We start from the raw sequence: 24,330 nt of genomic DNA, 5'->3' as shown, positions 1-24,330 counted from the left end.
GTCGCCTATCCTCGGAGCGTCTTTCGGGCGGGCAGGAGGCACACGGCGTAGGCCAGGGTGCCGGCGGCCGCGGTCGCGAGGAGCGCGGGCAGGGAGTCGCCGAGGTACCGCTCCAGTACGAGCAGTATTGCGGCCATCACGGTTCCGCCGAGCAGCGGCCAGGCGCAGGCCCGGGCCACCGTGGCCAGGGGGATGCCGCCGCGGTGCAGGGCGAGGAGGAACACCGGGACCACGACGGCGCCGGCGATCACGACATGGCCCTGGGCCACGCCGACGATGCCGCCGCCGCGGGCGCCGATGACGAGGGCCGGGATCAGGAGGACGAGCCACAGCCCCTGGACCGCGATGAGCGAGCGGCGTCGGCCGATCGCGACCAGGCAGTCGTAGGCGAGTTCGCAGCCGATGCGGACCAGGCCCAGGGCCATCAGCCACGGCAGGGCGCCGGCGGCGGGCAGCCAGCGTGCGCCGTAGACGAGTTCGATGACGGGTGCGGCGAGGGCGGCGAGGAGGACGCAGAGCGGGACGGTGGCCGCGGTCACCACGCCGAGGGCGCGGGAGAATCCGGCGGCCAGCGCCTGTGGCGAGTCGGCCAGCCGGGAGAAGCCGGCGAAGGAGACGCGGCGGGCGGCTTCGGAGATGATGCGGACGGGCCACCCGGAGATGTTGAAGGCGAGCACGTAGAAGCCGAGGGCGAGGGGGTCGAGGGTGGAGCCCACGACCATGGTGTCCACGTTGACCACGCCGAGGGCGAGCATGCTGGCGCCGGCGAGCGGGAGGCCGAACTTCAGCAGGGCGCGGGCCTGTTCGCGGTCCCAGCCGAACCTGAGGGTGCCGGGGGCGGCGAGGCAGCAGCCGATGAGGGCGGCCACGTTGCCGACGACGGATCCCCAGGCGAAGCTCATCGCGCCCCAGCCCTGGACGGCCAGGAACAGGGTCACGGCGGTGCTGAGGACGAAGTTGAGCGCGTCGACGGCCATCCGCCGGCCCTGCGCGAACTCCCGGGTGAGGAAGCCGGCCGGCACCTGCGACAGTCCGTCGAGGACCACGCACAGGCACATGACCCGCAGGACCCCGGAGGCTTCGGGTGAGCCGAGCACATCGGCGACGGCCGGGGCGGTCGCGAAGAGCACGGCGTACAGCAGGCAGCTGGAGACCGCGCTCAGGGTGAGGACGGTGGGGGCGAAGCGGCGCGGGTCGCCCTCCCAGCGGACGATGGCGAGGGAGACTCCGAGCTCGTTCGCGGAGAGCAGGACGAGCAGGACGGTCTGGGCGATGCCGTACACGCCCCAGGCTTCGGGCCCGAGGAAGTAGCGGGCGAGGATGATGCCGGTGGCGAAGTTGCCGAGGCGCATCACCACCGTGTTGATCAGGCTCCACCTGGCCGCGGATCCGACCTTGCGCCCCAGGGAGGGCGGCGCGGCGGGGGCGGTCTGCGTGCCTGTGCCGGTGTCGGTCACGTCGGCCCCGCCCCGCCCGGGCCGACCGTGCGCAGGGCCATGGTCTCGTCGGTCGCGGCCAGCGTCGCGGCGGTGGCCGCGGTCGCGGGCGTCCCGGCGGGGTCCGGGAGGTTCTTCGCTCGCGGGGTGCGCCTGCGGGCCTCCACGAAGAAGACGGCGACCAGGCTGAGGACGAGGCCCAGCGCGCCCACCATGACGATGTACTGGATGCGGGTCTTGGTCTGTGCCTCCGGCTTCTGCGGGGGCACGATCGTCGCCATCCGGATCATGGCCTCGGGAGCCACGGACTGCTGGCTCTGGAACTCCTTGAGCCGCTTTTCGGCGTAGCCGGCGAGGAGTTCGTCGGACTTCAGGACGGCCGCCGGGTCGGTGCCCGTGACGGTCAGCCACATGAAGGGGCCCTGGGCGTTGTCGGCGATCTTCACTTCGTGCGTGCCGGTGACGCCGAGGGCCTTGAGGTCGGCCTTGGCCCCGTCCGAGTTGAGGTTGCGGGCGAGGCCGTCGGCCATGCCGGTGAGCGAGGCCTGCGTGCTGAGGAAGGGGTTCCCGTCGAAGGCCTCGGTGGCCTTCGACGAGTTGAGCAGTGTGACGGTGCTCTGCGACTGGTACTCCACCGGGATCAGCAGGTGCACGGCGGTGGTGAGTGCCGCCGTCAGCAGCAGCCCGGGCAGCAGCACGTACCAGCGCCTGCGCATGACCCGCCCTATCTCGGCGAGATCCATGGTCTTCCCCCTTGTTGCGGATGTTTCCGGTTACTGCGGTCCGTGCCCGGCGGCCGGCACGAGGTCGGTGGGTCTGGGCCGGGTGCGGGCGGTGCCGCCGTCGAGGAGGACGGCGGCGATGCGCTCGCCGGCGCGGCCGTCCCACAGTGCGGGGCAGCGCGGCGCGGGCGGCTCGTGGAGCACCTTGTCGACGGTGGCGACGATCCGGTCCGGGTCCGTGCCGGCCAGGACGTTGGTGCCCTCGTCCACGGTGATGGGGCGCTCGGTGTTCTCCCGCAGGGTCACGCAGGGCACGCCCAGGGCGGTGGTCTCCTCCTGGACGCCGCCGGAGTCGGTGAGGACCACGCGGGCGGAGTCCTGCAGCGCGATGAAGTCGAGGTACCCGGCGGCCGGTACGAGCCGGATGCCGTCGGGGACGCCCAGGTCGGCCAGCCGCTCGGCGGCCCGCGGGTGCACGGGCAGCAGCAGCGGGCAGCGGCCGGCGATCTCGCCGAGGGCCTTGAGCAGGCCGCGCAGCGCCGCGGGGTCGTCCACGTTGGCCGGCCGGTGCAGGGTGACCAGGCCGTATCCGCCGCGGGTCAGTCCGTGGCGGGCCAGGACGTCGGACTGCCGGGCCCGGTCCAGGTTGGCGAGGAGGGTGTCGATCATGACGTTGCCGACGAGGTGGATCTGGTCCTCGCGGTAGCCCTCCGCGCGGAGGTTCGCGGCGGCGTCGGGCGAGGGGGCCAGCAGGTAGTCGCTGACCCGGTCGGTGGCGACCCGGTTGACCTCCTCGGGCATGCTCCAGTCGCGGCTGCGCAGCCCGGCTTCCACGTGGGCCAGCAGCGGGCCGGCCTTCGCGGTCACCAGGGCGCAGGCGAGGGTGGAGTTGATGTCCCCGACCACCACCACGGCGTCCGGGGCCAGTTCGTCGAGCAGCGGCTCGAAGGCGGCCATCACCCGCCCGGTCTGCTGGGCGTGGCTGCCCGATCCGGCACCGAGGTGGCGGTCGGGCGGCCGGATGCCGAGGTCGCGGAAGAACACGTCGTTCATGGACTCGTCGTAGTGCTGTCCGGTGTGGACGAGGACCACCTCGGCGCCGCGGCGCTCCAGTGCGTCCATCACCGGTTTGGTCTTCATGTAGTTGGGGCGCGCCCCGGCGACGCAGACGATCCTGGTCATGGGTCAGAGCACCTCCACCTTCGGTCCGGTCATGCGGTTGCGGGTGTCGAGCACGAAGGAGGCGTGCTCGGTGATCATCTGGTAGTCGAAGGAGTCGTGGTCGGTGAGCAGGACCACGACGTCGGCTGCGGCCAGCTCCTTGCGGGTGGCCTCGACCCGGGCGAGGCGCGCGTCGACCTTCACGCTCTCCACGACGTGCGGGTCGACGGCGCGGACCTTGGCCCCCATGTCGAGGAGCAGCTGGGCGATGCGTACGGCGGGCGACTCGCGGGCGTCGCCGGTGTTCTTCTTGTACGCGAGGCCGAGCAGCAGGATGCGGGAGCCGTTGACGGAGCGGCGTTTGGCGTTGAGGGCGTCGATCACGCGGCGCGTCACGTATTCGGGCATGTGGTTGTTGATGTCGTTGGCGAGTTCGACGAAGCGGAAGTTCTGGCCTAGTTCCCGCTGGACCCGCCAGTTCAGGTAGGAGGGGTCGATGGGCAGGCAGTGCCCGCCGACGCCGGGGCCCGGGGTGAACTTCATGAAGCCGAACGGCTTGCTGGAGGCGGCCTCGATGGACTGCCAGACGTCGATGTCGAGGTGGCGGGCGAACATGGCGATCTCGTTGACGAGGGCGATGTTCACGTGCCGGAAGGTGTTCTCCAGCAGTTTCGCCAGCTCGGCCTCCTTGGGCGAGCGCACGGGCACGGTGGTGTCGACGAGCTGCCCGTAGAAGGCCTCGACGGCCTTCAGGGAGGCGGCGTCGACACCGGAGACGACCTTGGGTGTCTGCTGGAAGCCCCAGACGGTGTTGCCCGGGTCGATGCGCTCGGGGCTGTATCCCAGGTGGAAGTCGGCGCCGGCGGTGAGTCCGGAGCCGTCCTCCAGGATCGGGGCGAACAGCTCCTCGGTGGTGCCCGGGTAGGTCGTGGACTCCAGGACCACGGTCGCGCCCGGGCGCAGGAACCGGGCCAGGGTGTGGGCCGACTCCTCGATGTAGCGCAGGTCGGGTGCCCCGTCCTGCAAGGGGGTGGGGACGGTGACGACGGCCACGTCGAAGCCGCCGCAGTCCCGGGCGAGTTCGCTCGGGCGGTAGGTGCCGCGCTCCAGGGCGCGGGCGAGGCGCGGGGAGGAGACGTCCTCCACGTACGACTCTCCGGCGGCGAGGCTCTTGACCCGCCGCTGGTCCACGTCGTAGCCGATCACCTGGTGGCCGACCTCGGCGGCCCGGATGGCGAGGGGGAGGCCGACGTATCCCTGTCCCACGACGACGACGCGCATCAGCAGTGACTCCTGTTCGCGGGACCGGCAGACGGTGTGCGGTGGACGAGTTCCCGGACCGTCATGGCGAGGAAGGCGGCATTGGTGGTGAGGTAGCGCTTGCCGAGGCGGCGGGGTTCCTGGAGGGTGCGGTAGAACCATTCGAGGCCCATCCGCTGCCAGGCGAGCGGGGCCCGCTTGGTGATGCCGGCGAGGATGTCGAAGGAGCCGCCGACACCGTGCACGACGTGGGCGCCGGTGCGCTTGCCGTAGCCGGCGGTGAAGATCTCCTTCTTGGGCGAGGTCATGCCGAGGAACAGCAGGCGGGCGCCGCTGTCGGAGACGGCGTCGGCGATCTCCTCCTGGTCGGCGTCGCCGAAATAGCCGTTGCGGCTGCCGGCGACCCGCAGTTTCGGGAAGCGTTCGGAGATCTGCCCGAGCATCATCTCGAGCACCTCCTGCTGGGCGCCGAGCAGGTAGACGGGGATGTCGGCGACCTCGGCCGCGGCGAGCAGGCGCATGAACAGGTCGATTCCGGCGACGCGTTCGGGCAGCCGGACGCCCAGGACACGGCCGGCCCAGACCACGGCCTGGCCGTCGGCGAGGACGAGGTCGCAGCCGGCGACCGCTTCGGCGAGGGCCGGGTCGCGCCGCATGTTGACGAGTTTCGCGGCGTTGACCATGCCGATCTCGATCTGCTCGCCGCGCCGTACGGCGTCGAGGCAGCGCTGGACGGTCTCGTCCATGGTCAGGGGGTCGAGTGCGACCCCGAAGAGGGTGTGACGGGTCATCTCTGCGGCCCCCCGAGCCAGGCGAACAGCATCCAGCCGAACTCGTACGGGCGGCACTCCCGGTCCACCGCGCGGGGGCGGAAGAGCACGTCCAGGGGTGCGAGCCGGGCGTTCGGGACGACCCGGGTGGTGAGCCCGCGGGCGGCGCGGACGGCCTTCTTCGGGTCGCCGCGGTAGACCTTGCGCCAGGTGAGCCCGAGGTCCTCGCGGATCATCGGCTCGCGCGGGGTCCCGGTGGGGCCGGCGAGTTCGGGGACCTCCGCCATCCAGCGCAGTCCCCGGCGGATCGCCGCGCCGAAGTCGGTGCCACCCGCCTCCGCGAGGTCGAACAGGGCGGTGGGGGCCATCGCGTGCTGGTGCACGCTGTAGACGGGGTAGCCCTCGATCACGCCGCCCTCGCGGGCGTCGTAGTGCCACCACCACTGTCCGCCGTCGCCCTGGAGGTCGGCGATGCGGGCGGCGCAGGCGTCGGCGGCCCCGAGGGCCTGCGGGTCGTCGCCGCTCGCGTGCAGCCGGGCCAGTGCCTGAAGCGGATAGGTCTGGTCGGCGAAGCAGGCCACGTGCGAGCGGTAGCCGGGCACCAGTCCCGGGCCGGTGGCGTGCGGGAACAGCGGACCGTTCCCGATCCGCGCCGCCAGCAGGCGGTCGCGGGCGGCTGCGAGGCGGTCCTCCACGTCCACCACGGCGCGTGCGGCCGTGAGGGCGGAGAGCACCCAGGCCGCCTCGACCGTGTACTGCGGCCGCCCGGGCAGGTCCAGGGCGGCGACGCGGTCGAGGGCGTCGGACAGTTTCGGGTGGCCGGTCTCGGCGGCGGCCCAGGCGATGAGTGCCGCGTCGCCGAGGTTGACCACCCCGGGCAGCCGTTCCACGAGCAGCCCGGTGAACTCCTCGGCGGAGCGTCCGCCGAACAGGGCGCGCTGGCGGTCCTCCGGCAGGAGCCGGGCGCCCAGTGCGGTGATGGCCGCGTACCGGGTGCTGGTGCCGCGTAGTTCCAGGCGGCGGGTCCCCTCGGGCGAGACCGCTGCGGCCCGGGTGAAGGCGAAGGTCTCGACCTCCGGCAGGTACATGGCGGGCAGTCCCGCCTCGGCCAGCCCGAGCAGCCGCTGCGCCAGCGCGTGCAGCTCCGGGTCCTGTCGGGCCAGTGCTCCTAATCGTGTGGTGGTCATCGGGTCCCCACCCCGACTTCCCGGATGCCGCTCGCACCCCGCATGTCCGAGCTCTTCGGCTCCAACACACCTACCCCCTCTGATCGCTCCTCGGACGGACCTGGCGGTCGTCATTCCGCGGAGGGGGACTGCGCGTGACGGCGCCCGTGCCCGCGGCGTCGAACGCCGGGGCACGAGCGGTCCGAAGGCTGCCGTCTGGATCCCCCCAGCGATGCCTCGGACCGGGACACGCGCGCACGGCAGTGGTGGCGGGCACGGTGGACCGTGCCCCGCCGGGCGCTGCCCGCGGTGCCCTCGTCGTACACAACCCCCCACTGAACAAGGCCTGTTGCCTGCTCAGATCCCGTGTGCAGGGACACGCTATGCCCACGGATGTTCATTGATTGTGGTTTTGCGGAAATGCTTGCGGGTCAGATTGCCGACATTGCGTCAGTTGCGCTCGACGAGCGTGCCGCTCTTCTCGTCGTGCAGCGCCCCGGTGCGCGGACACTCCCACACGCCCGGCTCGCCCCCGCGCTCCACCAGCCGCACCCCCGCCCGGCCCACCCAGCCGATGCGGCGGGCCGGCACACCGGCCACGAGCGCGAAGTCCGGTACGTCCTTGGAGACCACCGCCCCGGCCGCGACGAGGGCCCAGCGCCCGACGCGCACCCCCGCCACGCAGACCGAGCGGGCCCCCAGCGAGGCGCCCTCGGCCACCACGACGCCGGCGGCCTCCCAGTCGCCGTCGCGCTTGAGACGGCCGTCGGGGTCGACCGCGCGCGGGTAGAAGTCGTTGGTGAGGACGGCGGCCGGGCCGATGAAGACCCCGTCGCCGAGCTCCGCCGGCTCGTAGACGAGTGCGTAGTTCTGGAGCTTCACGTGGTCGCCGATCCGTACGCCCGGCCCCACGTACGCGCCGCGCCCCACGATGCACCCGCGCCCGAGCCGGGCCTCCTCGCGTATCTGCGCCAGATCCCAGATCGTGGTGCCCTCGCCGAGCTCGGCGCTCTCGTCGACCTGGGAGGAGGGTTGGATGCGGACACTCACGGCGCGGTCCCCTAACGGTTCGCGAGACGTACGGTGCACGGGTGTGCGAAGGCACGGGCGTGCGGATGCACGAGTGTGCGGGTGCACGGACGTGCCGGTGTTCAGGCGTACGGAAGTACGCGCCGAGCATATGCGCCCGCGGGCCGCTCCATACGGGGATCAACCCACTGTTCATGCAACGAACTTGGGAGTGCCGATGCACGGGAGCCGGTTCAGGGGGGCGCGGGACCCCGGGGCGCCCGTCCCGCGGCCCGCGCCCGTCACAGGAGGCGTTCGGGAACCGATCCCGCGGGGACGGTACGCGTGCGCAGGCGCCCGTCGGGGGAACGGAACTCGACCTCGCCCATGGGATCGGCCGTGACCTCGCCGACGACCGCGGCCAGCCGGCCCCGGGGGTGGGCGTGCAGCGCCGCCAGGACCCGGCCGGTGTGCTCGGGCGGGACGAACAGGCACAGGCAGCCGGCGCACGCGGCGTCCAGCGGGGCGAGGCCGCGGGCGCCGAGGGCCACCCGGGCCTCATGGCGTACGGGCAGGGCGGACTCGTCGACGCGCAGCGTCAGGCCGCGGCCCGCCGCGGCCTGGCGCAGCACCTCCGCCAGGCCGCCCGCGACCACGGTCCGGGCGTGGCGGACGTCGGCGCGCACGGTGCGCAGCAGGCCGGCCAGCGGGGCGCAGTCGCTGGGCACGTGGTGCTCGTACCCGAGGCCGTCGCGCAACGAGACGAGGTGGGCGGCGTGGCTGCCCAGCGGCCCGGTCACGACGATGCGGTCGCCCGGCCGGACCGAGTGGAGCTCCGGGGAGGGGCCGTCGCCCCGCACCCCGAACGCGGTCGTGGTGACGTAGACCCGGTCCGCCTCGCCCGCCCGGACGACCTGGGTGTCCACCGCGGCGATGGAGACGGCGGCCTCGGCGGCGGCGGTGCGCACCGATGCCGTGAGCCGGTGGACCAGCTCCAGCGGGAGCCCGGCCTCCAGGACGATCCCGAGGGCGATGTGGCGGGGTTCGGCGCCGGTGACGGCCAGTTCGTTGACGGCGCCGCAGACGGCCACCCGGCCGATGTCGCCGTTGCCGAAGAAGGGCGGGTCGACGACGTACGTCCCGGTGCGGACGACGAGGCTGCGGTCCGGGGGGAGCTCCTCCTCGATCAGGGCGCGCACGCCCGGGCCGAAACCGACCTGGGCGGCGTCCCATCCCCGTGCGTATGTCACGCCATCCCCCGATGCGCCCGATTCATGATCAACCCATCATCCTGCGCCTACGGGGCCGCGCATACCCGTGTCACGCCTGCGGAGTCCGATCAGGGGTCGGTAGGGGCGGGCGGCGGGCGGTCGTACCCGCGCAGCAGGACGACGGCGGCCGCCGTGGCGAGGGCCGGCAGGGCCGCGAAGCCGGCCAGGACGCCCAGCTCGGCGGTCGCGCTCTGCTGCGCGGCGCGGCCGGTGCCGGAGGAGACGTAGCCGGAGAGCTGGAGTACGAGCCCGAACAGGAAGGGGCCCGCGGCGACGCCGAGGCCCTCGCCGGTGGTGAACAGGCCGGCCAGGACGCCCGCCCGGCGGCTCCCGTCGCGGGCGCCGTCGCGGGCGCCGTCGCGGGCGATGCACTGCGGCAGCATGGCGTACAGGAAGAGCAGTTGGCCGGCGTGGCCGGTTCCGGCGAGGGCCATCACGGCGAGGACCGCGGCGTCGGGCAGCACGGGAGCCGCCAGGAGGAGCAGGCAGCCGGCGGCGAACAGCGCGGACGCCCAGGTGTAGCCGCGTCGGCCGCGCAGCCGTGACCAGAGCGGGACCGTCAGCAGGTTGGGGGCGACGAACGCGACCACGAGGGCGCCCAGCCCGGCGGAGTCGCGCAGCACGTGGTCGGCGAAGTACGGGGCGCCCGCGAGCAGGACGCCGGTCGCGGCGGACTGGACGACGGCGCACCGCAGCAGCGCCGCGAAGGACGGGTTGGCGCGGGCGGCGGCGAACTGGCGGCGCAGCCCGGGCTCGCTGTCGCAGGCTCGCAGGCCGCCGGGCGGGGCGGCGGCGGCCGCCCCGGTGGTGCCGGACGTCCGGGAGGTGCCGGAGGTGCCGGCGGTGCCGGCGAAGACCCACAGCGCGCCGACGGCGATGACCACGGCGCCGAACACACCGGCCCAGCGATGCCCGGCGAGACCGCCGCCACCGGCCTCGATCAGGGCGGGGGCGGCGGCCCCGGTGACCAGGGCGGCCACCCCGATGACCGCGACCCGGCCGCCGACCAGGCGTACGCGGTCCTCTTCGCGGTCGGCGAGTTCTGCGGGCATCGCCACGTACGGCACCTGGAAGTAGGCGAACGCCGTGGCCGTGAGCAGGTATCCGGCCGCCGTGAACCAGGCGCCCGCGGTGCCGGGCAGCGGGCCCGCGAAGGTCAGCGCGAAGGCAGCGGCCATCGCGAGCCCGCCCCACAGCACGTACGGGCGGCGGGCGCCCCAGCGGGTGCGGGTCCGGTCGCTGGCCCGCCCGACGAGCGGGTTGAGCAGGGCGTCCCAGACCTTGGGCAGGAACACGACCGCGCCCGCGAGCGCGGCGCCCACGCCGAGGGTGTCGGTGAGGTACGGGAGCAGCAGCAGGCCCGGGAGGGTGGTGAAGGTCGCGGTGACGAGGGATCCCGAGGCGTAGCCGAACCGCAGCCGGGTCGAGGGGCCGACCGGCGGCCCGGGGGCGGACGGTGCCGCGCCCCTGGTGCGCGCGGTCGCTGGGGTGGCCATCGGGGGCTCCCTTCCGGGGGCTGTGGAACACGGGTACGAGGGCCCCGCCCGGAGGGTGGGGGACGCCCCTTGAGGGGGCGGGGCCCCGGCCGGACCTACGTTCCCCGGCGCGGCATGGAGGCCGCTAAAGCCCGCCTTCCGGCGGGGCCGGCGGGCCGGACGAGTTCCTGCCATGCACTTTGCTGACACCGGCTCCGGCTGGCCGCCCGCTCCGCGGCCGCCCCACCATGTCTGCAGAGAAGGAGAGGGACATGACAGTCGACAACGGCACGACCTCGCCCCCCACCATCCATGGACATGCGACCGCGGGCACCCAGCACCTGATCCACCGCCCGCCCTCGCGGGCGTACTACGCCCTCGACGCACCCAGCCTGGGCGAGGAGAACTTCACCCTCGTCGGCGCGACTCCCGTCACCCACCCGCTCTTCAACGACGGCCCGGGCCGCTTCCACGACCTGCAGATCGCGACCGAGACGGTCCGCGAGATCGGCGAGTTCGTCGGCCACCGCTACTTCGGCGTCCCCGACGACCGGCCGGGCCTGTTCTACCGCTTCACCCTCGACTTCACCGACCTCTCCGCCTGGCGCACCGACCCGGGCGGCCCCCGCCCCGTGCCGCTGGCCACCCACATCCGGGCCCGCCCGGCGAACGTGGTGGCCGAGGTGCCGCGCGGGCTCGACTTCCACCTCCAGGTGACCATCGACGGACGTCCGTGCGCGACGGGCGCGGCCGGGCTGGTCTTCCTCATGCCGAAGCTGTACCGCAAGCACGTGGAGCACTCCCGGCGCGCCCTGCAGGCCGCGCCGGAGATCGACGACGCGCCGGACGGTCCGCTGCGCCCGGCCGGCTCCGCCGAGGCGGGCCGCTACGCGCCCGAGAACATCGTGATCAGCGAGCCGACCGACGTCTCGCGGGGCCGGCTGAGCACCTGGCTGCTCCCCACCCCCGTCAGCGCGGTGTTCACCGGCGAGGACGGCCAGTACTCCGGCCTGCACCTGCTGGAGGCGCTGCGCCAGACCTCGCTGGTCGCCGCGGGCCGCGCGCACGGGCTGAGCTCCGCGCACAGCACGCTCGGCGCCTGCCAGATCCACTTCCGCGGCCCCGCGGAGCGTGAACTGCCGCTGCGCTGCACGGCGGTGGCCGGCCCGCTGGGGCACGACGACGAGGGACGCCCGGCCGTCGCGGTCACGCTCACCCTGACCCAGCGGCGGCGTGCGGTGGCCGAGGCCCGTACGACCGTGGTGCAGGACCACTGAGCACCATGCGCTTCGGGATCCTGGGCCCGCTGGAGGTCACCGGCGCCGCGGCCCCCTCGGACGGCCGCCGGGAGCACTCGTACGCTCCGCAGGCCGCCAAGCTGCGGGTGGTCCTCGGCACGCTGCTGATCCGCGCGAACGAGGTCGTGTCGGTGGAGAGCCTCATCGACGAGCTCTGGCCGGACGCGCCGCCGCGCACCGCGACGACCACGCTCCAGGTGTACGTGTCCCACCTGCGCAAGACCTTGCAGAGCGCCGACCCGGACAACGGCCGCGAGGCCCTGGCCACCCGCCGCCCGGGGTACCTGCTGCGGGTCGGTGCGGACGCCCTGGACGCCCTGGTCTTCGAGGACCTGTACCGGCGCGGCCACCAGGCCCTGCAGACCTCGGACTTCGCCGGCGCGGCCGATCTGCACCGGCGGGCGCTGGCGCTGTGGCGCGGGCCGCTGCTGTCGGACACCCCGCACGGGCCGGTGCTGGAGGGCGCCGCCGTCCGGCTGGCCGAGGCGCGCACCAGCGCCCTCGACGAGCGGATCCGGGCCGAGCTGCACCTCGGGCTGCACCGCGAACTGGTCGCCGAACTCCAGGAGTTGGTTGCCGAGCACCGGATGCACGAGGAGTTCCACACCCACCTGATGGTGGCGCTGTACCGGTGCGGGCGGCAGGCCGAGGCCCTGCGGGTGTTCACGACGCTGCGGCAGACCCTCGTCGAGGAGCTCGGGATCGAGCCGGGGCCGTCGTCGAGCCGGCTCCAGCGGCGCATTCTGGAGGGCGACCCGGCATTGGCGCGCGCCGGGGGCCGGGCCGCTGGTCCGTCCGCCGGTCCGTCCGCCGGGACGGCGGGCTCGGCGGGCTCGGCCGGGCGGGACCCCGGTCACGACGGGCCGCCCGCGGCCGTCGCGGACACCGCAGAGGGCGCAGCCGGCGCCGTCGAGGCCGCCGCCGGCTGGTCCGCGGCGCTCGGCGCGCTGCCCGCCGCCGACCCCTGCTTCACCGGCCGCACCGAGGAACTGGCCGAGCTGGAGCGGCTGCTGCGCGGCGCCCCGGCCGGCGGCTGCGTGGCGGTGACGGGCATGCCGGGGGCGGGCAAGACGGCGCTGGCCGTGGAGGCCGCGCACCGGGTCGGCGACGCCTTCCCCGACGGCCGGCTCTTCCTGGACCTGCGCGGCGGCGCCGGCCCCGGCCTGCCGTCGGCCGCGGGGCCGGTCCTGGACCGGCTGGTGCGCGCGGCCGGCGGTACCGCCGCCGCCCCCGCGGACGGCGCCGCGGCGGCCCCCCGGCTGCTGCTGGTCCTGGACGGGGTCGGCTCGGAGACCGAGGTGCGGCCCCTGCTGCCCGCCCTGCGCGGCGCGGTGGTGCTGCTGGTGGCGCGCCGGGTGCCCGCCGGGCTCCCCGGGCTGCGGTCGGTGCTGCTCGGACCGTGGCGCCGCGACGAGGCGCAGCGGCTCGTCGGGCTGTTCACCGGTGGTGCGGGGAGCCGCGCGGGGACGTTCGGGTCCGCCGCCGCGCTGGACGCCGGGCCGGGCCTCGGTCCCGACACGGTCGCCGAGATCGCCGAGCTGTGCGGGCGGCTGCCGCTCGCCGTGCGGACCGCCGCCGCCCAGCTCGCCGCCCGTCCGCACTGGACCGCCGCCGTCCTGGCGGATCGGCTGCGCGAGGAGGGCGGACGCCTGGACGTGCTGCGGACGGGAGATGTCGATGTCCGCTCGCGCCTCCTCGACGCCTACGCGGCCTGTCCCGAACCGCAGCGGCGGGCGTTTCGGCTGCTGTCGCTGCTGCCGCCCGGCAGGTTCGGTGCCCGGCAGGCCGCGGCCGCCCTGGACCTGACCGAGCCGCAGGCGTCCGCGGCCCTGGAGGCACTGGCCGACGAGCGGCTGGTGGCCGTGGACCGGGACGGCTGCCGCATCCCCGAGCTGCTGCGGCTGCTGGCGGTGGAACGGCTGGCGCTGGAGGACCCGCCCGAGGTGGTGCGGGCGGCGGCGGAGCGCGTGTGCCGGGCGTACGCGGACGGCGCGGCGGAGCCGGGACGCGTCTGCGACACGGGCGCGCGGGGGCTCGTACGCCTGGCCCGGACCGCGTACGGGGCGGGGCTGTGGGCGCTGACCGTACGGCTGACGGACGCCTTGGCCGGGTGGGTGCCGGACGACGCGGAGGCCGTGTACGCGCTGGCCCTGGACGCGGCGCGGCGCTGCGCGGACCGTCCGGCGCAGGCGCGGATGCGGCGCTCGCTCGGTGAACTCGCCTGGCAGTACCGGCGCGTGGAGCAGGCGGACGAACTGTTCTCGGACGCCCTCGAACTGGCCCGGGAGGCCGGCGACGAGGAGGAGGCCGCCCGCGCCCTGGTGGGCCTGGCCGAACTGCGGCTGGACGCCGGGGAGTCGGCGCAGGCCGCGGCGCTGCTGGAACCCGCGCTCGCCGCCCTGTCGGCGCCGGGCCGCACCCGGGGCCGGTACGAGGCGAGCCGCGCGCGGGCGCTGCTGGCGCTGGCGCAGGAGGGCCGGGAGAGCGCCCGGGCCTGGTTCGGCGAGTGCCTGGAACTTGCGGGGGCGCTGCGCGACCAGCGGCTGGAGGTGTACGCGCTGCGCTCGCTGCGCGCGCTGAGCCTGCCGCCGCGGGGCGGCTCCGGGCCGGCGTCGCGGGCGGTGGAGATCCGCCCCGGCCTCTGGCGCATCGACCCGGCCGCCGTCCCCGCCAACCCCCTGTGAAAGGAGCACCATGAGCGCGATGGGCACCCTGCCGGCATCGCTCGGCCCGGTGACGGAGCTCGTCGGCCGGGAGCTCGAGGCGGCCATGCTGCGCGAGCGGCTGCGGGACCCCCTGGTCCGGCTGGTGACGGTCACCGGGCGGGCCGGGGTGGGCAAGAGCCGTCTGGCGCTGGAGGTGATGCGGGAGATCGGCGGGGAGTTCGGCCGCGTGCAGGTCCTCGACGCCGCGGCGCCGGACACGTACCGGGCGCTGGCCGCCCTGACCGAACCGGATGATCCGGCCGCGCCGGCCGCACAGGCGGAACGGGCCGCACCGGCCGGACAGGCCTCGCAGGCCGGGCATGCCGCACCGGCCGGGCCGTGTTCGCCGGCCGCGTGGGCCGGGGAGCCCGGCCGGTTCCTGCTGCTGCTCGACGGCTGCGACCACGAGGCGCGGGCGGGCGCCGCCGCGGCCCTGGAGGCCCTCTCCGGTGATCCGCGGGTGGTCGTGCTGGCCACGGCCGTGGAACCGCTGGGGGTGTACGGGGAGTTGCTGCTGCCGCTGGCCCCGCTGCCGGTCCCGGGACCCGTGCGCGGTCCGGCCGGGGCTGCGGCCGCGGCCGATCCCCAGGAACTCCTGGAGGTGGCCTCGGTGGCGCTGTTCGTACGCAGGGCCCGGGCCGCCGACCCGTCCTTCGCGCTCACCCTGGAGAACGCCGCGGCGGTCGCCGAGGTCTGCACCCTGCTGGACGGCCTGCCGCTCGCCGTCGAACTCGCCGCGCTCCGACTGCGGCTGCTGCCCCCGCACCTGCTGCCGGTGCGGCTGCGGGACCGTACGACCGTCCTGTCCGGCGGGCCGGCCGGCGCCCCCGAACGGCACCGCTCGCTCGCCGCGCTCGCCGAATGGAGCTGCCGCGGCCTGGACGCCCCGGCCCGTGCCCTGCTGGACCGGCTCGCCGTGTACGAGCCGGGCTTCGGTCTGGCGGCGGCGGGGCTGTCGGCCGAACCGGCCGTGGACACCCTGATGGACCGCGGCCTGCTCGTCGTGGTGGGTGAGGAGCAGGGGGAACTGCGGCTGGCCGTCTCCGAGCCCGTACGCTCCCACGCACGCGACGCGCTGGCGCGGGCGGGCGGCGAGGACGCCGCACGGGACGCGCACGCCGAGCGCTACCGGACACTGGTGGGCTCCGCGCAGGCCGGGCTCGGGGGGACGGGTCAGGACCACCTCCTGCGGGAGCTGGCGGCCGAGGGCGCCAACGTGGCGGCGGCCCTGCGGCGGCTGCGCGAGCGGGGCGAGGTCGAGGCGGCCGCCGCCCTGGTGCTCGGCTGCCGCCTGCCCTGGCTGGCGCAGGGGCGGCTGCGGGAGGGCCTGGAGTGGTGCGACGAGTGCGACGGCGCGGACGGTGCGGCGCTGCCGGAGGCCGTGCGGGCCCGCCTCGCCGACATGTCCGGAGTCTTCGCGCTCGCCCTGGGCGATCCGCAGGAGGCCGTCCGCCGCCACCGCCGCGCCCTCGCGCTGGGCAAGGGCGTGGGCGACCGGCGGCAGAACGCCCTCGTCTCCGCCCACCTCGGCGCGGCCCTGCTGGAGGCCGGCGATCCGCCGGGAGCGCGGGCCGTGCTCGTGACCGCGCTCAGCGCGCTGGAGTCGATGGGCGTCACCGGGGGCGCGGCCGGGGCGGCCGCCTCCCTGGCGGGCGTCCTGCGCGCCGAGGGAGACCGGCGCCGGGCCCGGGAACTGCTGGAGCGGGCGGTGGAGGCGCTGCGGCGGATCCGGGACGGCCGCGCTCTGGCGGGGGCGCTGCGCACGGAGGCCGCGCTCGCCCTCGACGGCGACGAGCCGGCCCTGGCGGACCGGGCGCTGCGTGAGAGCCTGCGGCTCTACGGCGCCGTCGGCGAGCGGACCGAACTGCCGGGCCTGCTGGAGGAGTTCGCGCTGCTGCTGATGCGCACCGCGCCCGCCCAGCGGCCGCGCACGGTACGGCTGCTGGCGGCGGCCGACGCCCTGCGCGGCGAGACGGGCGCCGCGGTCGCCGACGAGTGGCGCTCGGCGGCCGAGCGGGCCCGTACCGATCTGAGCGCCCGCCTGGACTGGACGGACTTCGCGGTGGCCTGGGCGGAGGGGGTGCGGATGACCGCGCCGCAGGCGGTGGCGGAGGCCCTGTCGGCGCCGGCGCCCGCACGCCGCGCGGCGACCGGACCGGCACCGGAGGACCAGTCGCTCACACCGCGGCAGGTCCAGGTGGCACTGCTGGTCTCCGAAGGCATGACGAATCGCCAGATAGCGGCCAGGTTGGACATCTCCGAGTGGACGGTGGTCAACCACGTCCGGCAGGTCATGCGCCGCCTGGGCTGTTCGTCGCGGGTGCAGGTGGCCGGGGCGGTGGGGAGATGGAGCTGACGGGCCCGGCGGGCGCCGCCCGTACCGCGGGCCGCCCGGGACGCGCCTCCGGGCGGCTGCGGGACCTGGCTCCGCCCGCCGAGGTCGCGGACCGGTTCCGGTCCGCCGGCTGGTGGCGCGCGGAGACCTTCCTGGACGACCTGTACCGTACGGCCGCCCGGGCGCCGCAGCGTCCCGCGATCGTCTCGGAGCGCGCCCACCGGCCCGCCGGGCGGCGCCTGGTCACGGTCACCTACGCCCAGCTCGCCGCGTACGTGGACCGGTTCGCCGCCGCCCTGTCGTCCCTCGGGGTCGTGCCGGGCGATCCGGTCGCCTACCAGCTGCCGAACTGGTGGGAGACCACGGCCCTCACCCTGGCCTGCCTGCGGGTCGGCGCGGTGGCGGTGCCGGTGCTGCCGACCGTACGGGCCCGCGGCCTGCACCGGATCCTGGACGGCACCCGGGCCCGGATCTGTGTGGTGCCCGACGTCTGGGAGGGCTTCGCCCATGCCGAGGCCCTGGCGGACCTGGCGGGGCGGCTGCCGTGGCTGCGCCACCGGGTCGTCGTGGGGGACGCGGCGGCGACCGGAGCGGTGGACTTCACGGCGTACTTCCGGCGGACCGCGCACGAGCGCACCGCGGCGGGCCTGCGCGACAGGCCGCGCGGCGGACGGGCCGACCGGCCCGCCCTGCTGATCAGCGTGATGGGGTTGCGGGACGCGTACACCTCGGTGCTGCACTCCCCCAACACCCTGTACGCCAACGTGTCCGCGCAGCACGCACCCGAGGGGCCGGGGCGGCGGCCGGGCGAGGTCTTCCTCAGCACCCTGCCGCTCACCTCGCTGGCCTCCTTGATCTACAGCGTGTGCTGGCCGCTGGCCGTCGGCGGGACCGGGGTGTTCCAGGACGTGTGGGATCCGGGCCGTTGCCTGGACCTGATGGCGGCGGCCGGGGTGGACCAGGTGTACGCCGAACCGGCCTATCTCGCGGAGCTGGTGACGGCGCAGCGCCGCCGGCCGCGGACGGCGCGGGGGCTGCGTCTGGTGCTGTCGGGGGGCCGCACCAGTACGCCGGCGCCGCTCGCCGAGGAGCTGCGGGAGGTGTTCGGGGTGCCGGTGCTCTCCGTGTGGGGGGCTCCCGAGCTGGGCATGGGCGCGCTCTCCGGGAGCGGGGACGGCGACGGGGACGGGGTTCGGCCGCTGGGCGGGCTGGAGGTGTCGGCCGCCCACGCGGGTTCGGCGCTGGAGGTGCGCGGCCCGTCGGTCTGCCTGGCCACGTGGCGGCACGGTGCCGCGGCGCCGGTGGCGACCTGGGAGCACGGGGACGGCTGGCTGGACACGGGCGACCTGGCGGCGGCCGACGGGGACGGCGGGATCCGGGTCCTGGCCCGGGCCGGCACGCGGACCGGTGCGATCTTCATGGTGCCGGTCTCCGAGGTGGAGGAACGGCTGCTGGCCCACCCCCGGGTACGGGAGGCGGCGGTGGTGGCCTACACCGACCCGGAGCACGGTGAGCTGCCGTGCGCCGTCGTGGTCCCGGCCGTCGAGGACGGGCCGCCGGGACCGGCCGAACTCCGCGCGCACCTGGTCTCCCTGGGCGTGGCGGAGGCCTTCCTCCCCACCCGGCTGGAGATCGTCGGGGCACTGCCGCGCGACGACCGGGGCCGGCTCCGCCGGGAGGCCCTGCGCAGCTGGCTGACCCGCCTGCGCCCGGGCGCCCCCCGACCCACCCCGACCTGACCGGGCCGGCCGGCGGGCCGGGGGCGTCCCGGACGACGGGACAGGGTCAGCCGGCGATCTCGCGGGCGAGGGCGCCGAGTTCGTCGCGCCACCCCGGGGCGATCCGCGCCCCGGCCACGGCCCGGTCGGCGCGGACCACGAGCGCCGCTATCGTCTCCTCGGCCCGTTCCCGCGCCTGGGCGTCGAAGAACACGTCGCGCAGGAACTGCGCGTCGCCGTCGAAGCCCGGGCCCCCGCCGAGGAAGCCGCGGATCCGCCAGGCCGCGTGCAGGGCTCGCGCGTACTCCTCGTAGGCCTCGCGGACGTCGTCGCGGCCCGCGAGCGCGGCGCCGATCAGCAGTGCGTGGCGCAGCCCGTACCAGCCCGCGCCGCAGCCGGTGGCGCAGCCGTCGAGGCACTGCCCGGGCCAGGCGTCGTCGAGGTACTCGGTGGCCGCGGCGGACTCCATGTGCGAGCCGATCGCGCGCTCGACGCGCAGGTCGTCCCACAACAGGCGGGCCTCGGGCGGCAGTCCGGCGGCGAGCCGGTCCCCGTAGGCGAGGGTGAGGTCCCCCGCGAGCACGGCGGTGCCCTCGCCGAACCGGCGCGGCTCGCCGCGCCAGCCGTTGCGCTCGTGCTCGGCGGCGTGGCTGATGTGCAGGGTCGGGATGCCGCGGCGCAGCGGTGCGTTGTCGCGTACGTCCGCGCGGATCACCCAGCAGGTGTCGAGGAGTTCGAGGGCGGCGGCCGCCGCGAGGGCGTCCTCGGCGCCGGGGTCGCCGCCGGCGGCGAGGTATCCGGTGAGGCAGATGGCGGGGCGGGCCCGTTCGCCGCCGGCCTGGATCAGCTCGGCCACCCCCATCACCAGGACGGCGCTGCGCGGATCGGAGGTGCGCCGGACGCGGTGCTCCCGCGCGAGGAGCTTCGCGAGCTCCTCCTCGACCCGGTCGAGCATGGCGTCGCGGACCTCCCCGGGCGGCGCGGTGCGCCACGGCCGGTCGTGTGTTGTGGTCATGGTGCCCTCCCTGCGGGCTACGGCTCATGACCGACTTTCCCGGACGCGGGGCGCGGAAGCCACCCGTTCGGCGTTCCGAGGCGGGAACGGGCGGTGCGGCGGTCGCGTCCGTGCCAGATGCCTGTCACGGTCGGGCGGGGCGGGCCGGGCTTGCCATGACCTTGCCATGGCGGCCCACCGGCCCCCCTCCCACCCCGCCTGCGCCCCACCGACCCCTCCCGCCCCGCCTGCCCCTCCCGGCCGCCGCGCCGCGCCGCCCTGCCCCGCCCGGTCTCAGACGGGCCGCGTGACGCCCGCGGGGTCGAGGTCGACCGGCAGCCCCTGCCGGCCCGGGATGTTCAGCTTGCGGTAGACCCGGGTGAGGTGCTGTTCCACCGTGCTGACGGTGATGTACAGCTTCTTGGCGATCTCCCGGTTGGTGTGGCCGTGCACCGCGAGCAGCGCCACCCGCCGCTCCGACTCGCTGAGGCTCGCCACCAGTCCGGCGTCCGGGGTCCCGGTCCCGCCCGCCTCGTCGGCGGGGTCCTCGGTGTGGCCGGGGAGGATCCTCTCGCGCAGGGCGTCGGCCCCGCAGGCCTTCGCGAGGTGCCAGGCCTTGCGGTGGACCATGGCCGCCCGCGCCGGTTCGCCGGCCTCGCGCAGCGCCTGCCCGAAGTCGGCCATCGCGCGGGCCAGTTCGTACTTGTCCCCCGAGTGCTGGAGGTCGTCGACGGCCCTGGCCAGCATCGCCTGGCGCTCCCCGGGCCCGCGCAGGGACGCCCGCAGCCGCAGGGAGGTGCCGCGCACCCAGGGGTCGGCTGCGTCCGGGGTGGTCAGCTGGTCCGCGAGGAAGCGGTCGGCCCGCTGCGCCTCGCCGAGCCGGAGCAGCGCCTCGGCCGCGTCCGTGCGCCAGGGCAGGACGCGGGGCCGGTCCAGGCCCCACAGCTTCGCGTACCGGCCGATGTCCAGGAAGTCGCCCAGGGCCGCGTGGAAGCGGCTCGTCGCCAGGGCGTGGTGGCCCCTGGCGCGCAGGTACGCCAGGCCGTGCACGCCGCCCGCGTGCTCCGCGGGCGCGGACCGGGCCAGGGCGGCCGCCGCCTCCTCCGGCCGGCCCCGCGCGGTGTACGCGCGTGCCAGGGTGCCCGCCAGTGCGCTCAGCAGCACGCTGGTGCCCCGGGCGGGCGCCGCCCGGAGGGCCGTTTCGGCTGTTTCCGCGGCGCCCGTCAGGTCGCCCAGGCGCAGCCGGGCCTCGGCGGCGAGTCCGGCGAACACGGCGAGCCAGCCGGTGGCGCCGCGCCGGGCGGCCTGGTGGGCGAACTCCTCGCACCAGGGCAGGGCCCGGGCCGCTCCGTCGAGGTGGAGCAGGGTGCGCAGGGCCTGGGCCACCGGTTCCACGGTGCCCTCGGCGAGGGTGGCGCCCCGCAGGAACAGTTCGGCGGAGCGGGCTGCGGAGCCCTCCTCCGCCTCGACCGGGAGCGCCCACAGGGCGGCCGGGTGGACGGTGGTCCCGGCGGGCCGGAGGGCCGGGTGCGTGCCGGGCTCCGCGGGGGTGCGCCGGCGGCCTGCGGCCCACCGGGGGAACGCCGACAGGCCGTCCAGCGGGTCGCCTCCCGGGTCCCCGCCCGGGCCGGCGCCGCGTCGTGCGGCGTCGGCCGCGAGGCGTTCCAGTACGTCGGCGGACTCGTCGACGCGGCCCTGCGCGGCCAGTGCCCTGGCGAGGGGGGCGAGGGCGCGCGGTCCGAGCTGTCCGGCGGCCGCGGCGGCCAGGGGGGCCGCCAGGCGGTGTTCGGCGGCGGCCGGGTCGGTGCGGCCGAGGACGACGCCGAGCCGGATGTCCACCTCGGCGCGGGTGGTGGCGTCCGGGCAGGCCTCGTGGGCGAGCCGCAGGAGTGCCGCTGCCCGGTCGGTGTCCCCCTCGGCCGCGTGGCTGTCCGCGGCGGAGCGCAGGACGGGCAGGGTCCACTCCGGGCGGGTGTCGCGTGCGGCGAGGAGCTGTCCGGCGACCTCGGTGTCGGGTGCGCCCGCGGCCCGCGCCAGCCGGGCGGCCTGCGCGTGCAGGGCCGACCGGGCGGCGGGGTCCATCCCGTCCAGCACGGCGGCCCGGGCGGCCGGGTGGCGCAGCCCGTGGCGCCCCGCGGGGGCGAGCAGTCCGGCGTCGTCCAGGGCGGTGAGGGCGCGGGCGGCGGCGGTCTCGGCGGTGCCGCTCAGCCGTGCGAGGTGCGCGGGCGTGGCCAGGCCGTCCAGTACGGCGATGGCGTCGGCCAGTTCGGGGGTGGCGGGGCCGCAGCGGTGCAGGCAGGCGAGGACGGCTTGGGCGTAGGCGTCGCCGGGTCGGCCCGGCGGGTCCTGGAGCAGGGCGCGCAGCAGCAGCGGGTTGCCGCCGCTGGCCTCGTGGAGCAGGGCGGCCTCCGCCTCGGTGCGGCCGGGAAGCAGGGCGTGGACGGCGTCGGGCGTGAGCCGCTGCAGGCGCAGGCGGACGAAGTGGGGCAGTCGCAGCAGTTCGGTGCGCAGCAGCGGGTCGTCGTGTTCGTGCGGGGACGCCGCCAGTACCAGCAGGACGGGGGCGCGGCGCGTCGCGTGCGCGAGGTGGAGCAGGTGGCGGCCGGAGGGCTCGTCGACGTGGTGCAGGTCGTCCACGCAGATCACCACTGGTGCGGTGGCGCTCAGCGCGCGGACGGCGACGGCCAGGTCCCGCAGGGCCAGGGGGTCTTCGGCCCGGTCCGGCGACGACGGCACGGGCAGTGCGCCGGGCGGCGCGTCCGCGGCCAGTCGGCGCAGGACGCCGAGGGCGCGACCGCGTTCGGCCGCGCTGCCGCCGGCCCGCAGCACGAGGGCGCCGCGGTTCTCGGCGTAGGCGGCCGCCGTTTCGAGGAATTCGCTCTTTCCGCAGCCGACCGCCCCCTCGACGAGAAGCAATCCGGCATTTCCCTCGGCGCAGCCGTCGAGCAGCGCTTCCAATAAGGACAGTTCCTCGGCACGGCGGAACGGCAGCATGAAATATCCCCCAGGGCCCCCGTTCCGGTATCCGAAAAGGGAACGCGAATACCGAACGGGGATGTTCGAGCATGGAGCGAGCGAGAATTCCCGATCAGTCTAGGGGCCGGATCCGCACCCGGTGGTGTCCGGAAGTTGCCTGGCATCAATCCCCGCGGCCGGCGGCGGGGAAGATCCGGCGGGGGATATTCCGGGGGTGGCCGGGGCGCTGCCACTCGCGGGGATAGCCGACGGAGACCTCCTCGAAGCGGACGCCGTCGTACCAGGTGGTGCGCGGGATGTGCAGGTGGCCGTAGACGACGGCGGCGGCCCGGAAGCGCAGGTGCCAGTCGGCGGTGAGCTCGGTGCCGCACCACTGGGCGAACTCGGGGTGGCGCAGGACGTCCGTGGGGGCGCGGACCAGCGGGAAGTGGTTGACGAGGACGGTGCGCAGGTCGGGGCCGCAGGCGGCCAGCCGCTGTTCGGTCGCGGCGACCCGGGCCCGGCACCAGGCCTCGCGGGAGGCGTAGGGGTCGGGGTGCAGCATGAACTCGTCGGAGCAGACCACCCCGGCCTCGTAGGCCTGCTCCAGGGCCTGTTGCCTGGTGGCGGCGGTGGGGGTGCGGAAGCTGTAGTCGTACAGCAGGAAGAGGGGGGCCACGACGAGCGGGCCGCCCGGCCCGGACCAGACGGGGTAGGGGTCCTCCGGTGTGTGCACGCCGAAGGACCGGCAGATCTCGACGAGCCGCCGGTAGCGCGCCTCGCCGCGCAGGGGCTCGGGATCGTCCCGTACGGTCCACAGTTCGTGGTTGCCGGGCGCCCACACCACGGTGGCGTAGCGCCGGGTGAAGAGGTCGAGCACCCACCGGAGATCGTCGAGTGACTCGCTCACGTCGCCGGCCACGATGAGCCAGTCGGCGGGACTGTCGGGATAGAGGTCCTCGACGATCCGGCGGTTCTCCGGGAATCCGACATGGAGGTCGCTGATACCCATGAGGTTTCCGTGCGGCATTCCGTGAGTGTGGACGCTCTGCACTCGCGTGAACACCCCTTAACGGCCCCTCAATTGACGTCGGCGGCCCGCGCTTCGGGCCCATGGCAGGGGTATGGCAATGCCGGTGCGGCCCACCGGCAGCGGTACGGCAGGCGCCGGGGCGGCCGCCGCCGGGATGGCAGCGGCCTGGCAGAGAACCGGTCCGCACCCCGGTCCATCGGGTTGACCTGCGCCTTCGGCCCTGGGCGGGGTGGTGCGGCGGCGTGAACGTGGGAGCTGTCCGACCGGAACAGCGACCCGAGGGAACGCCGTGCTCACAAAGCTCCTGCCCGCGAACGTCGCGACTGCCGAAGCCACCACCGACCCCGCCGACGTCTTCCTCTACCCCGAGGAGGAGCACCTCGTCCGAAACGCCGTACCCAAGCGGCGTCTGGAGTTCGGCACCGTCCGGTGGTGCGCCCGCCGTGCCATGGGAGAGCTGGGGCTGCCCCCGGCCCCCGTGGTGCCGGGCCGGCGCGGTGTCCCGCAGTGGGCGCCCTCGGTCGTCGGGTCCATGACCCATTGCGCCGGCTTCCGGGGCGCGGCGCTCGCCCGCTCCGCCGAGTTCGCCTCGGTCGGGGTGGACGCCGAGCCCAACGCGCCCATGCCGGAGGGGGTGCTCGACTCGATCGCGCTGCCCCGGGAGCTCGACCTGATCGCCGAACTGGAGCGGACCGCGCCCGGTGTGGCGTGGGACCGGCTGCTCTTCAGCATCAAGGAGGCCGTCTACAAGACGTGGTTCCCGCTGACGGGCCAGGAACTGGACTTCACCGACGCACTGGTGAGCGTGGACCCGGTGCGCGAGACCTTCCATGCCCGGCTGCTGCCGGACCCCGAGACCCTCTCCCCGGCCGGGCCGACCGTCTTCGACGGCCGCTGGTCGGCGGAGCGGGGCGTACTGCTGAGCGCGATAGCGGTGCCGGCCGGCCGGCTCGCCGCCGTCGGTGCTCCGGTACGCAGAAGCGCTCCCCGCATCTGCCGTGCGGGGAGCGCTTCGTGAACCGC

General features: G+C 75.6%; 17 protein-coding genes. 5 read left to right on the top strand and 12 right to left on the bottom strand.

Features of this window, described 5'->3' with window-relative positions; genetic code table 11:
• Positions 1–5: 5 nt before the first annotated feature.
• From AVW11_RS18285 to AVW11_RS18245, 9 genes are all read right to left on the bottom strand, one after another.
• Positions 6–1,457, bottom strand: coding sequence for an oligosaccharide flippase family protein (locus tag AVW11_RS18285; protein ID WP_060177629.1), 1,452 nt, complete (start codon positions 1,455–1,457; stop codon positions 6–8).
• On the bottom strand, positions 1,454–2,179 hold the full coding sequence (locus tag AVW11_RS18280) for a YveK family protein (protein WP_206281910.1): 726 nt from the start codon (positions 2,177–2,179) through the stop codon (positions 1,454–1,456). Before AVW11_RS18280 ends, AVW11_RS18285 begins: the two co-directional genes overlap by 4 nt.
• A gap of 30 nt (positions 2,180–2,209) precedes the next feature.
• Positions 2,210–3,340: a non-hydrolyzing UDP-N-acetylglucosamine 2-epimerase gene (gene wecB / locus AVW11_RS18275; RefSeq protein WP_076044764.1), complete on the bottom strand. Its 1,131-nt coding sequence runs from the start codon at positions 3,338–3,340 to the stop codon at positions 2,210–2,212.
• A gap of 3 nt (positions 3,341–3,343) precedes the next feature.
• A complete protein-coding gene (locus tag AVW11_RS18270; RefSeq protein ID WP_060177626.1) occupies positions 3,344–4,600 on the bottom strand; it encodes a nucleotide sugar dehydrogenase in 1,257 nt (418 codons plus the stop codon).
• On the bottom strand, positions 4,600–5,370 hold the full coding sequence (locus AVW11_RS18265) for a WecB/TagA/CpsF family glycosyltransferase (RefSeq protein WP_030854265.1): 771 nt from the start codon (positions 5,368–5,370) through the stop codon (positions 4,600–4,602). The genes AVW11_RS18270 and AVW11_RS18265 overlap by 1 nt, the downstream gene beginning before the upstream one ends.
• Complete coding sequence (locus tag AVW11_RS18260) at positions 5,367–6,536, bottom strand: hypothetical protein (protein WP_076044762.1); 1,170 nt, start codon at positions 6,534–6,536, stop codon at positions 5,367–5,369. The genes AVW11_RS18265 and AVW11_RS18260 overlap by 4 nt, the downstream gene beginning before the upstream one ends.
• Positions 6,537–6,965: 429 nt before the next feature.
• Positions 6,966–7,565, bottom strand: a complete 600-nt coding sequence (locus AVW11_RS18255; RefSeq protein ID WP_030854268.1) for an acyltransferase — start codon at positions 7,563–7,565, stop codon at positions 6,966–6,968.
• Between the two features lie 260 nt (positions 7,566–7,825).
• Positions 7,826–8,773, bottom strand: coding sequence for an AIR synthase-related protein (locus tag AVW11_RS18250; protein WP_076044760.1), 948 nt, complete (start codon positions 8,771–8,773; stop codon positions 7,826–7,828).
• A gap of 89 nt (positions 8,774–8,862) precedes the next feature.
• Positions 8,863–10,290, bottom strand: a complete 1,428-nt coding sequence (locus AVW11_RS18245; protein WP_076044758.1) for an MFS transporter — start codon at positions 10,288–10,290, stop codon at positions 8,863–8,865.
• Positions 10,291–10,541: 251 nt separating this feature from the next.
• Here AVW11_RS18245 and AVW11_RS18240 point away from each other — a divergent pair, with 251 nt between their 5' ends.
• The 4 genes from AVW11_RS18240 to AVW11_RS18225 are packed head-to-tail and all read left to right on the top strand — an operon-like array spanning position 10,542 to position 18,346.
• Positions 10,542–11,546, top strand: coding sequence for an AfsA-related hotdog domain-containing protein (locus AVW11_RS18240; RefSeq protein ID WP_060177622.1), 1,005 nt, complete (start codon positions 10,542–10,544; stop codon positions 11,544–11,546).
• Between the two features lie 5 nt (positions 11,547–11,551).
• On the top strand, positions 11,552–14,251 hold the full coding sequence (locus tag AVW11_RS18235) for an AfsR/SARP family transcriptional regulator (protein WP_076044756.1): 2,700 nt from the start codon (positions 11,552–11,554) through the stop codon (positions 14,249–14,251).
• A gap of 10 nt (positions 14,252–14,261) precedes the next feature.
• Positions 14,262–16,628, top strand: a complete 2,367-nt coding sequence (locus AVW11_RS18230; RefSeq protein ID WP_143568863.1) for an ATP-binding protein — start codon at positions 14,262–14,264, stop codon at positions 16,626–16,628.
• Positions 16,619–18,346, top strand: coding sequence for an AMP-binding protein (locus tag AVW11_RS18225; protein WP_076044754.1), 1,728 nt, complete (start codon positions 16,619–16,621; stop codon positions 18,344–18,346). The genes AVW11_RS18230 and AVW11_RS18225 overlap by 10 nt, the downstream gene beginning before the upstream one ends.
• A 46-nt stretch (positions 18,347–18,392) precedes the next feature.
• Here the strand turns inward: AVW11_RS18225 and AVW11_RS18220 are convergent, their stop codons facing one another.
• The 3 genes from AVW11_RS18220 to AVW11_RS18210 form a co-directional block, all read right to left on the bottom strand.
• Positions 18,393–19,340 (bottom strand): polyprenyl synthetase family protein, encoded by a 948-nt coding sequence (locus AVW11_RS18220; protein WP_225884965.1) that lies wholly within the window; start codon positions 19,338–19,340, stop codon positions 18,393–18,395.
• A gap of 273 nt (positions 19,341–19,613) precedes the next feature.
• Positions 19,614–22,313 carry a helix-turn-helix transcriptional regulator gene (locus AVW11_RS18215; protein WP_076044752.1) on the bottom strand — a complete coding sequence of 900 codons (2,700 nt, stop codon included), beginning with the start codon at positions 22,311–22,313 and terminating at the stop codon, positions 19,614–19,616.
• 145 nt (positions 22,314–22,458) lie between these two features.
• Positions 22,459–23,304 (bottom strand): metallophosphoesterase family protein, encoded by an 846-nt coding sequence (locus AVW11_RS18210; protein WP_225884964.1) that lies wholly within the window; start codon positions 23,302–23,304, stop codon positions 22,459–22,461.
• 292 nt (positions 23,305–23,596) lie between these two features.
• Here AVW11_RS18210 and AVW11_RS18205 point away from each other — a divergent pair, with 292 nt between their 5' ends.
• On the top strand, positions 23,597–24,325 hold the full coding sequence (locus AVW11_RS18205; protein WP_030853902.1) for a 4'-phosphopantetheinyl transferase family protein: 729 nt from the start codon (positions 23,597–23,599) through the stop codon (positions 24,323–24,325).
• Positions 24,326–24,330 lie beyond the last annotated feature (5 nt).

Source organism: Streptomyces amritsarensis (assembly GCF_001953875.1).
Lineage (GTDB): Bacteria > Actinomycetota > Actinomycetes > Streptomycetales > Streptomycetaceae > Streptomyces > Streptomyces amritsarensis.
Note: the sequence above shows the minus strand (reverse complement) of the source record. Positions and strands in the feature narration are given on the sequence as shown.

What these genes read in the sequence shown, in the direction of transcription:
- AVW11_RS18210 (WP_225884964.1), bottom strand. Translation starts at nt 23,304, where the DNA reads ATGCCGCACGGAAACCTCATGGGTATCAGCGACCTCCATGTCGGATTC.
- AVW11_RS18270 (WP_060177626.1), bottom strand. Translation starts at nt 4,600, where the DNA reads ATGCGCGTCGTCGTCGTGGGACAGGGATACGTCGGCCTCCCCCTCGCC.
- AVW11_RS18260 (WP_076044762.1), bottom strand. Translation starts at nt 6,536, where the DNA reads ATGACCACCACACGATTAGGAGCACTGGCCCGACAGGACCCGGAGCTG.
- AVW11_RS18215 (WP_076044752.1), bottom strand. Translation starts at nt 22,313, where the DNA reads ATGCTGCCGTTCCGCCGTGCCGAGGAACTGTCCTTATTGGAAGCGCTG.
- AVW11_RS18265 (WP_030854265.1), bottom strand. Translation starts at nt 5,370, where the DNA reads ATGACCCGTCACACCCTCTTCGGGGTCGCACTCGACCCCCTGACCATG.
- AVW11_RS18235 (WP_076044756.1), top strand. Translation starts at nt 11,552, where the DNA reads ATGCGCTTCGGGATCCTGGGCCCGCTGGAGGTCACCGGCGCCGCGGCC.
- AVW11_RS18280 (WP_206281910.1), bottom strand. Translation starts at nt 2,179, where the DNA reads ATGGATCTCGCCGAGATAGGGCGGGTCATGCGCAGGCGCTGGTACGTG.
- AVW11_RS18245 (WP_076044758.1), bottom strand. Translation starts at nt 10,290, where the DNA reads ATGGCCACCCCAGCGACCGCGCGCACCAGGGGCGCGGCACCGTCCGCC.
- AVW11_RS18225 (WP_076044754.1), top strand. Translation starts at nt 16,619, where the DNA reads ATGGAGCTGACGGGCCCGGCGGGCGCCGCCCGTACCGCGGGCCGCCCG.
- AVW11_RS18220 (WP_225884965.1), bottom strand. Translation starts at nt 19,340, where the DNA reads ATGACCACAACACACGACCGGCCGTGGCGCACCGCGCCGCCCGGGGAG.
- AVW11_RS18240 (WP_060177622.1), top strand. Translation starts at nt 10,542, where the DNA reads ATGACAGTCGACAACGGCACGACCTCGCCCCCCACCATCCATGGACAT.
- AVW11_RS18230 (WP_143568863.1), top strand. Translation starts at nt 14,262, where the DNA reads ATGAGCGCGATGGGCACCCTGCCGGCATCGCTCGGCCCGGTGACGGAG.
- wecB (WP_076044764.1), bottom strand. Translation starts at nt 3,340, where the DNA reads ATGACCAGGATCGTCTGCGTCGCCGGGGCGCGCCCCAACTACATGAAG.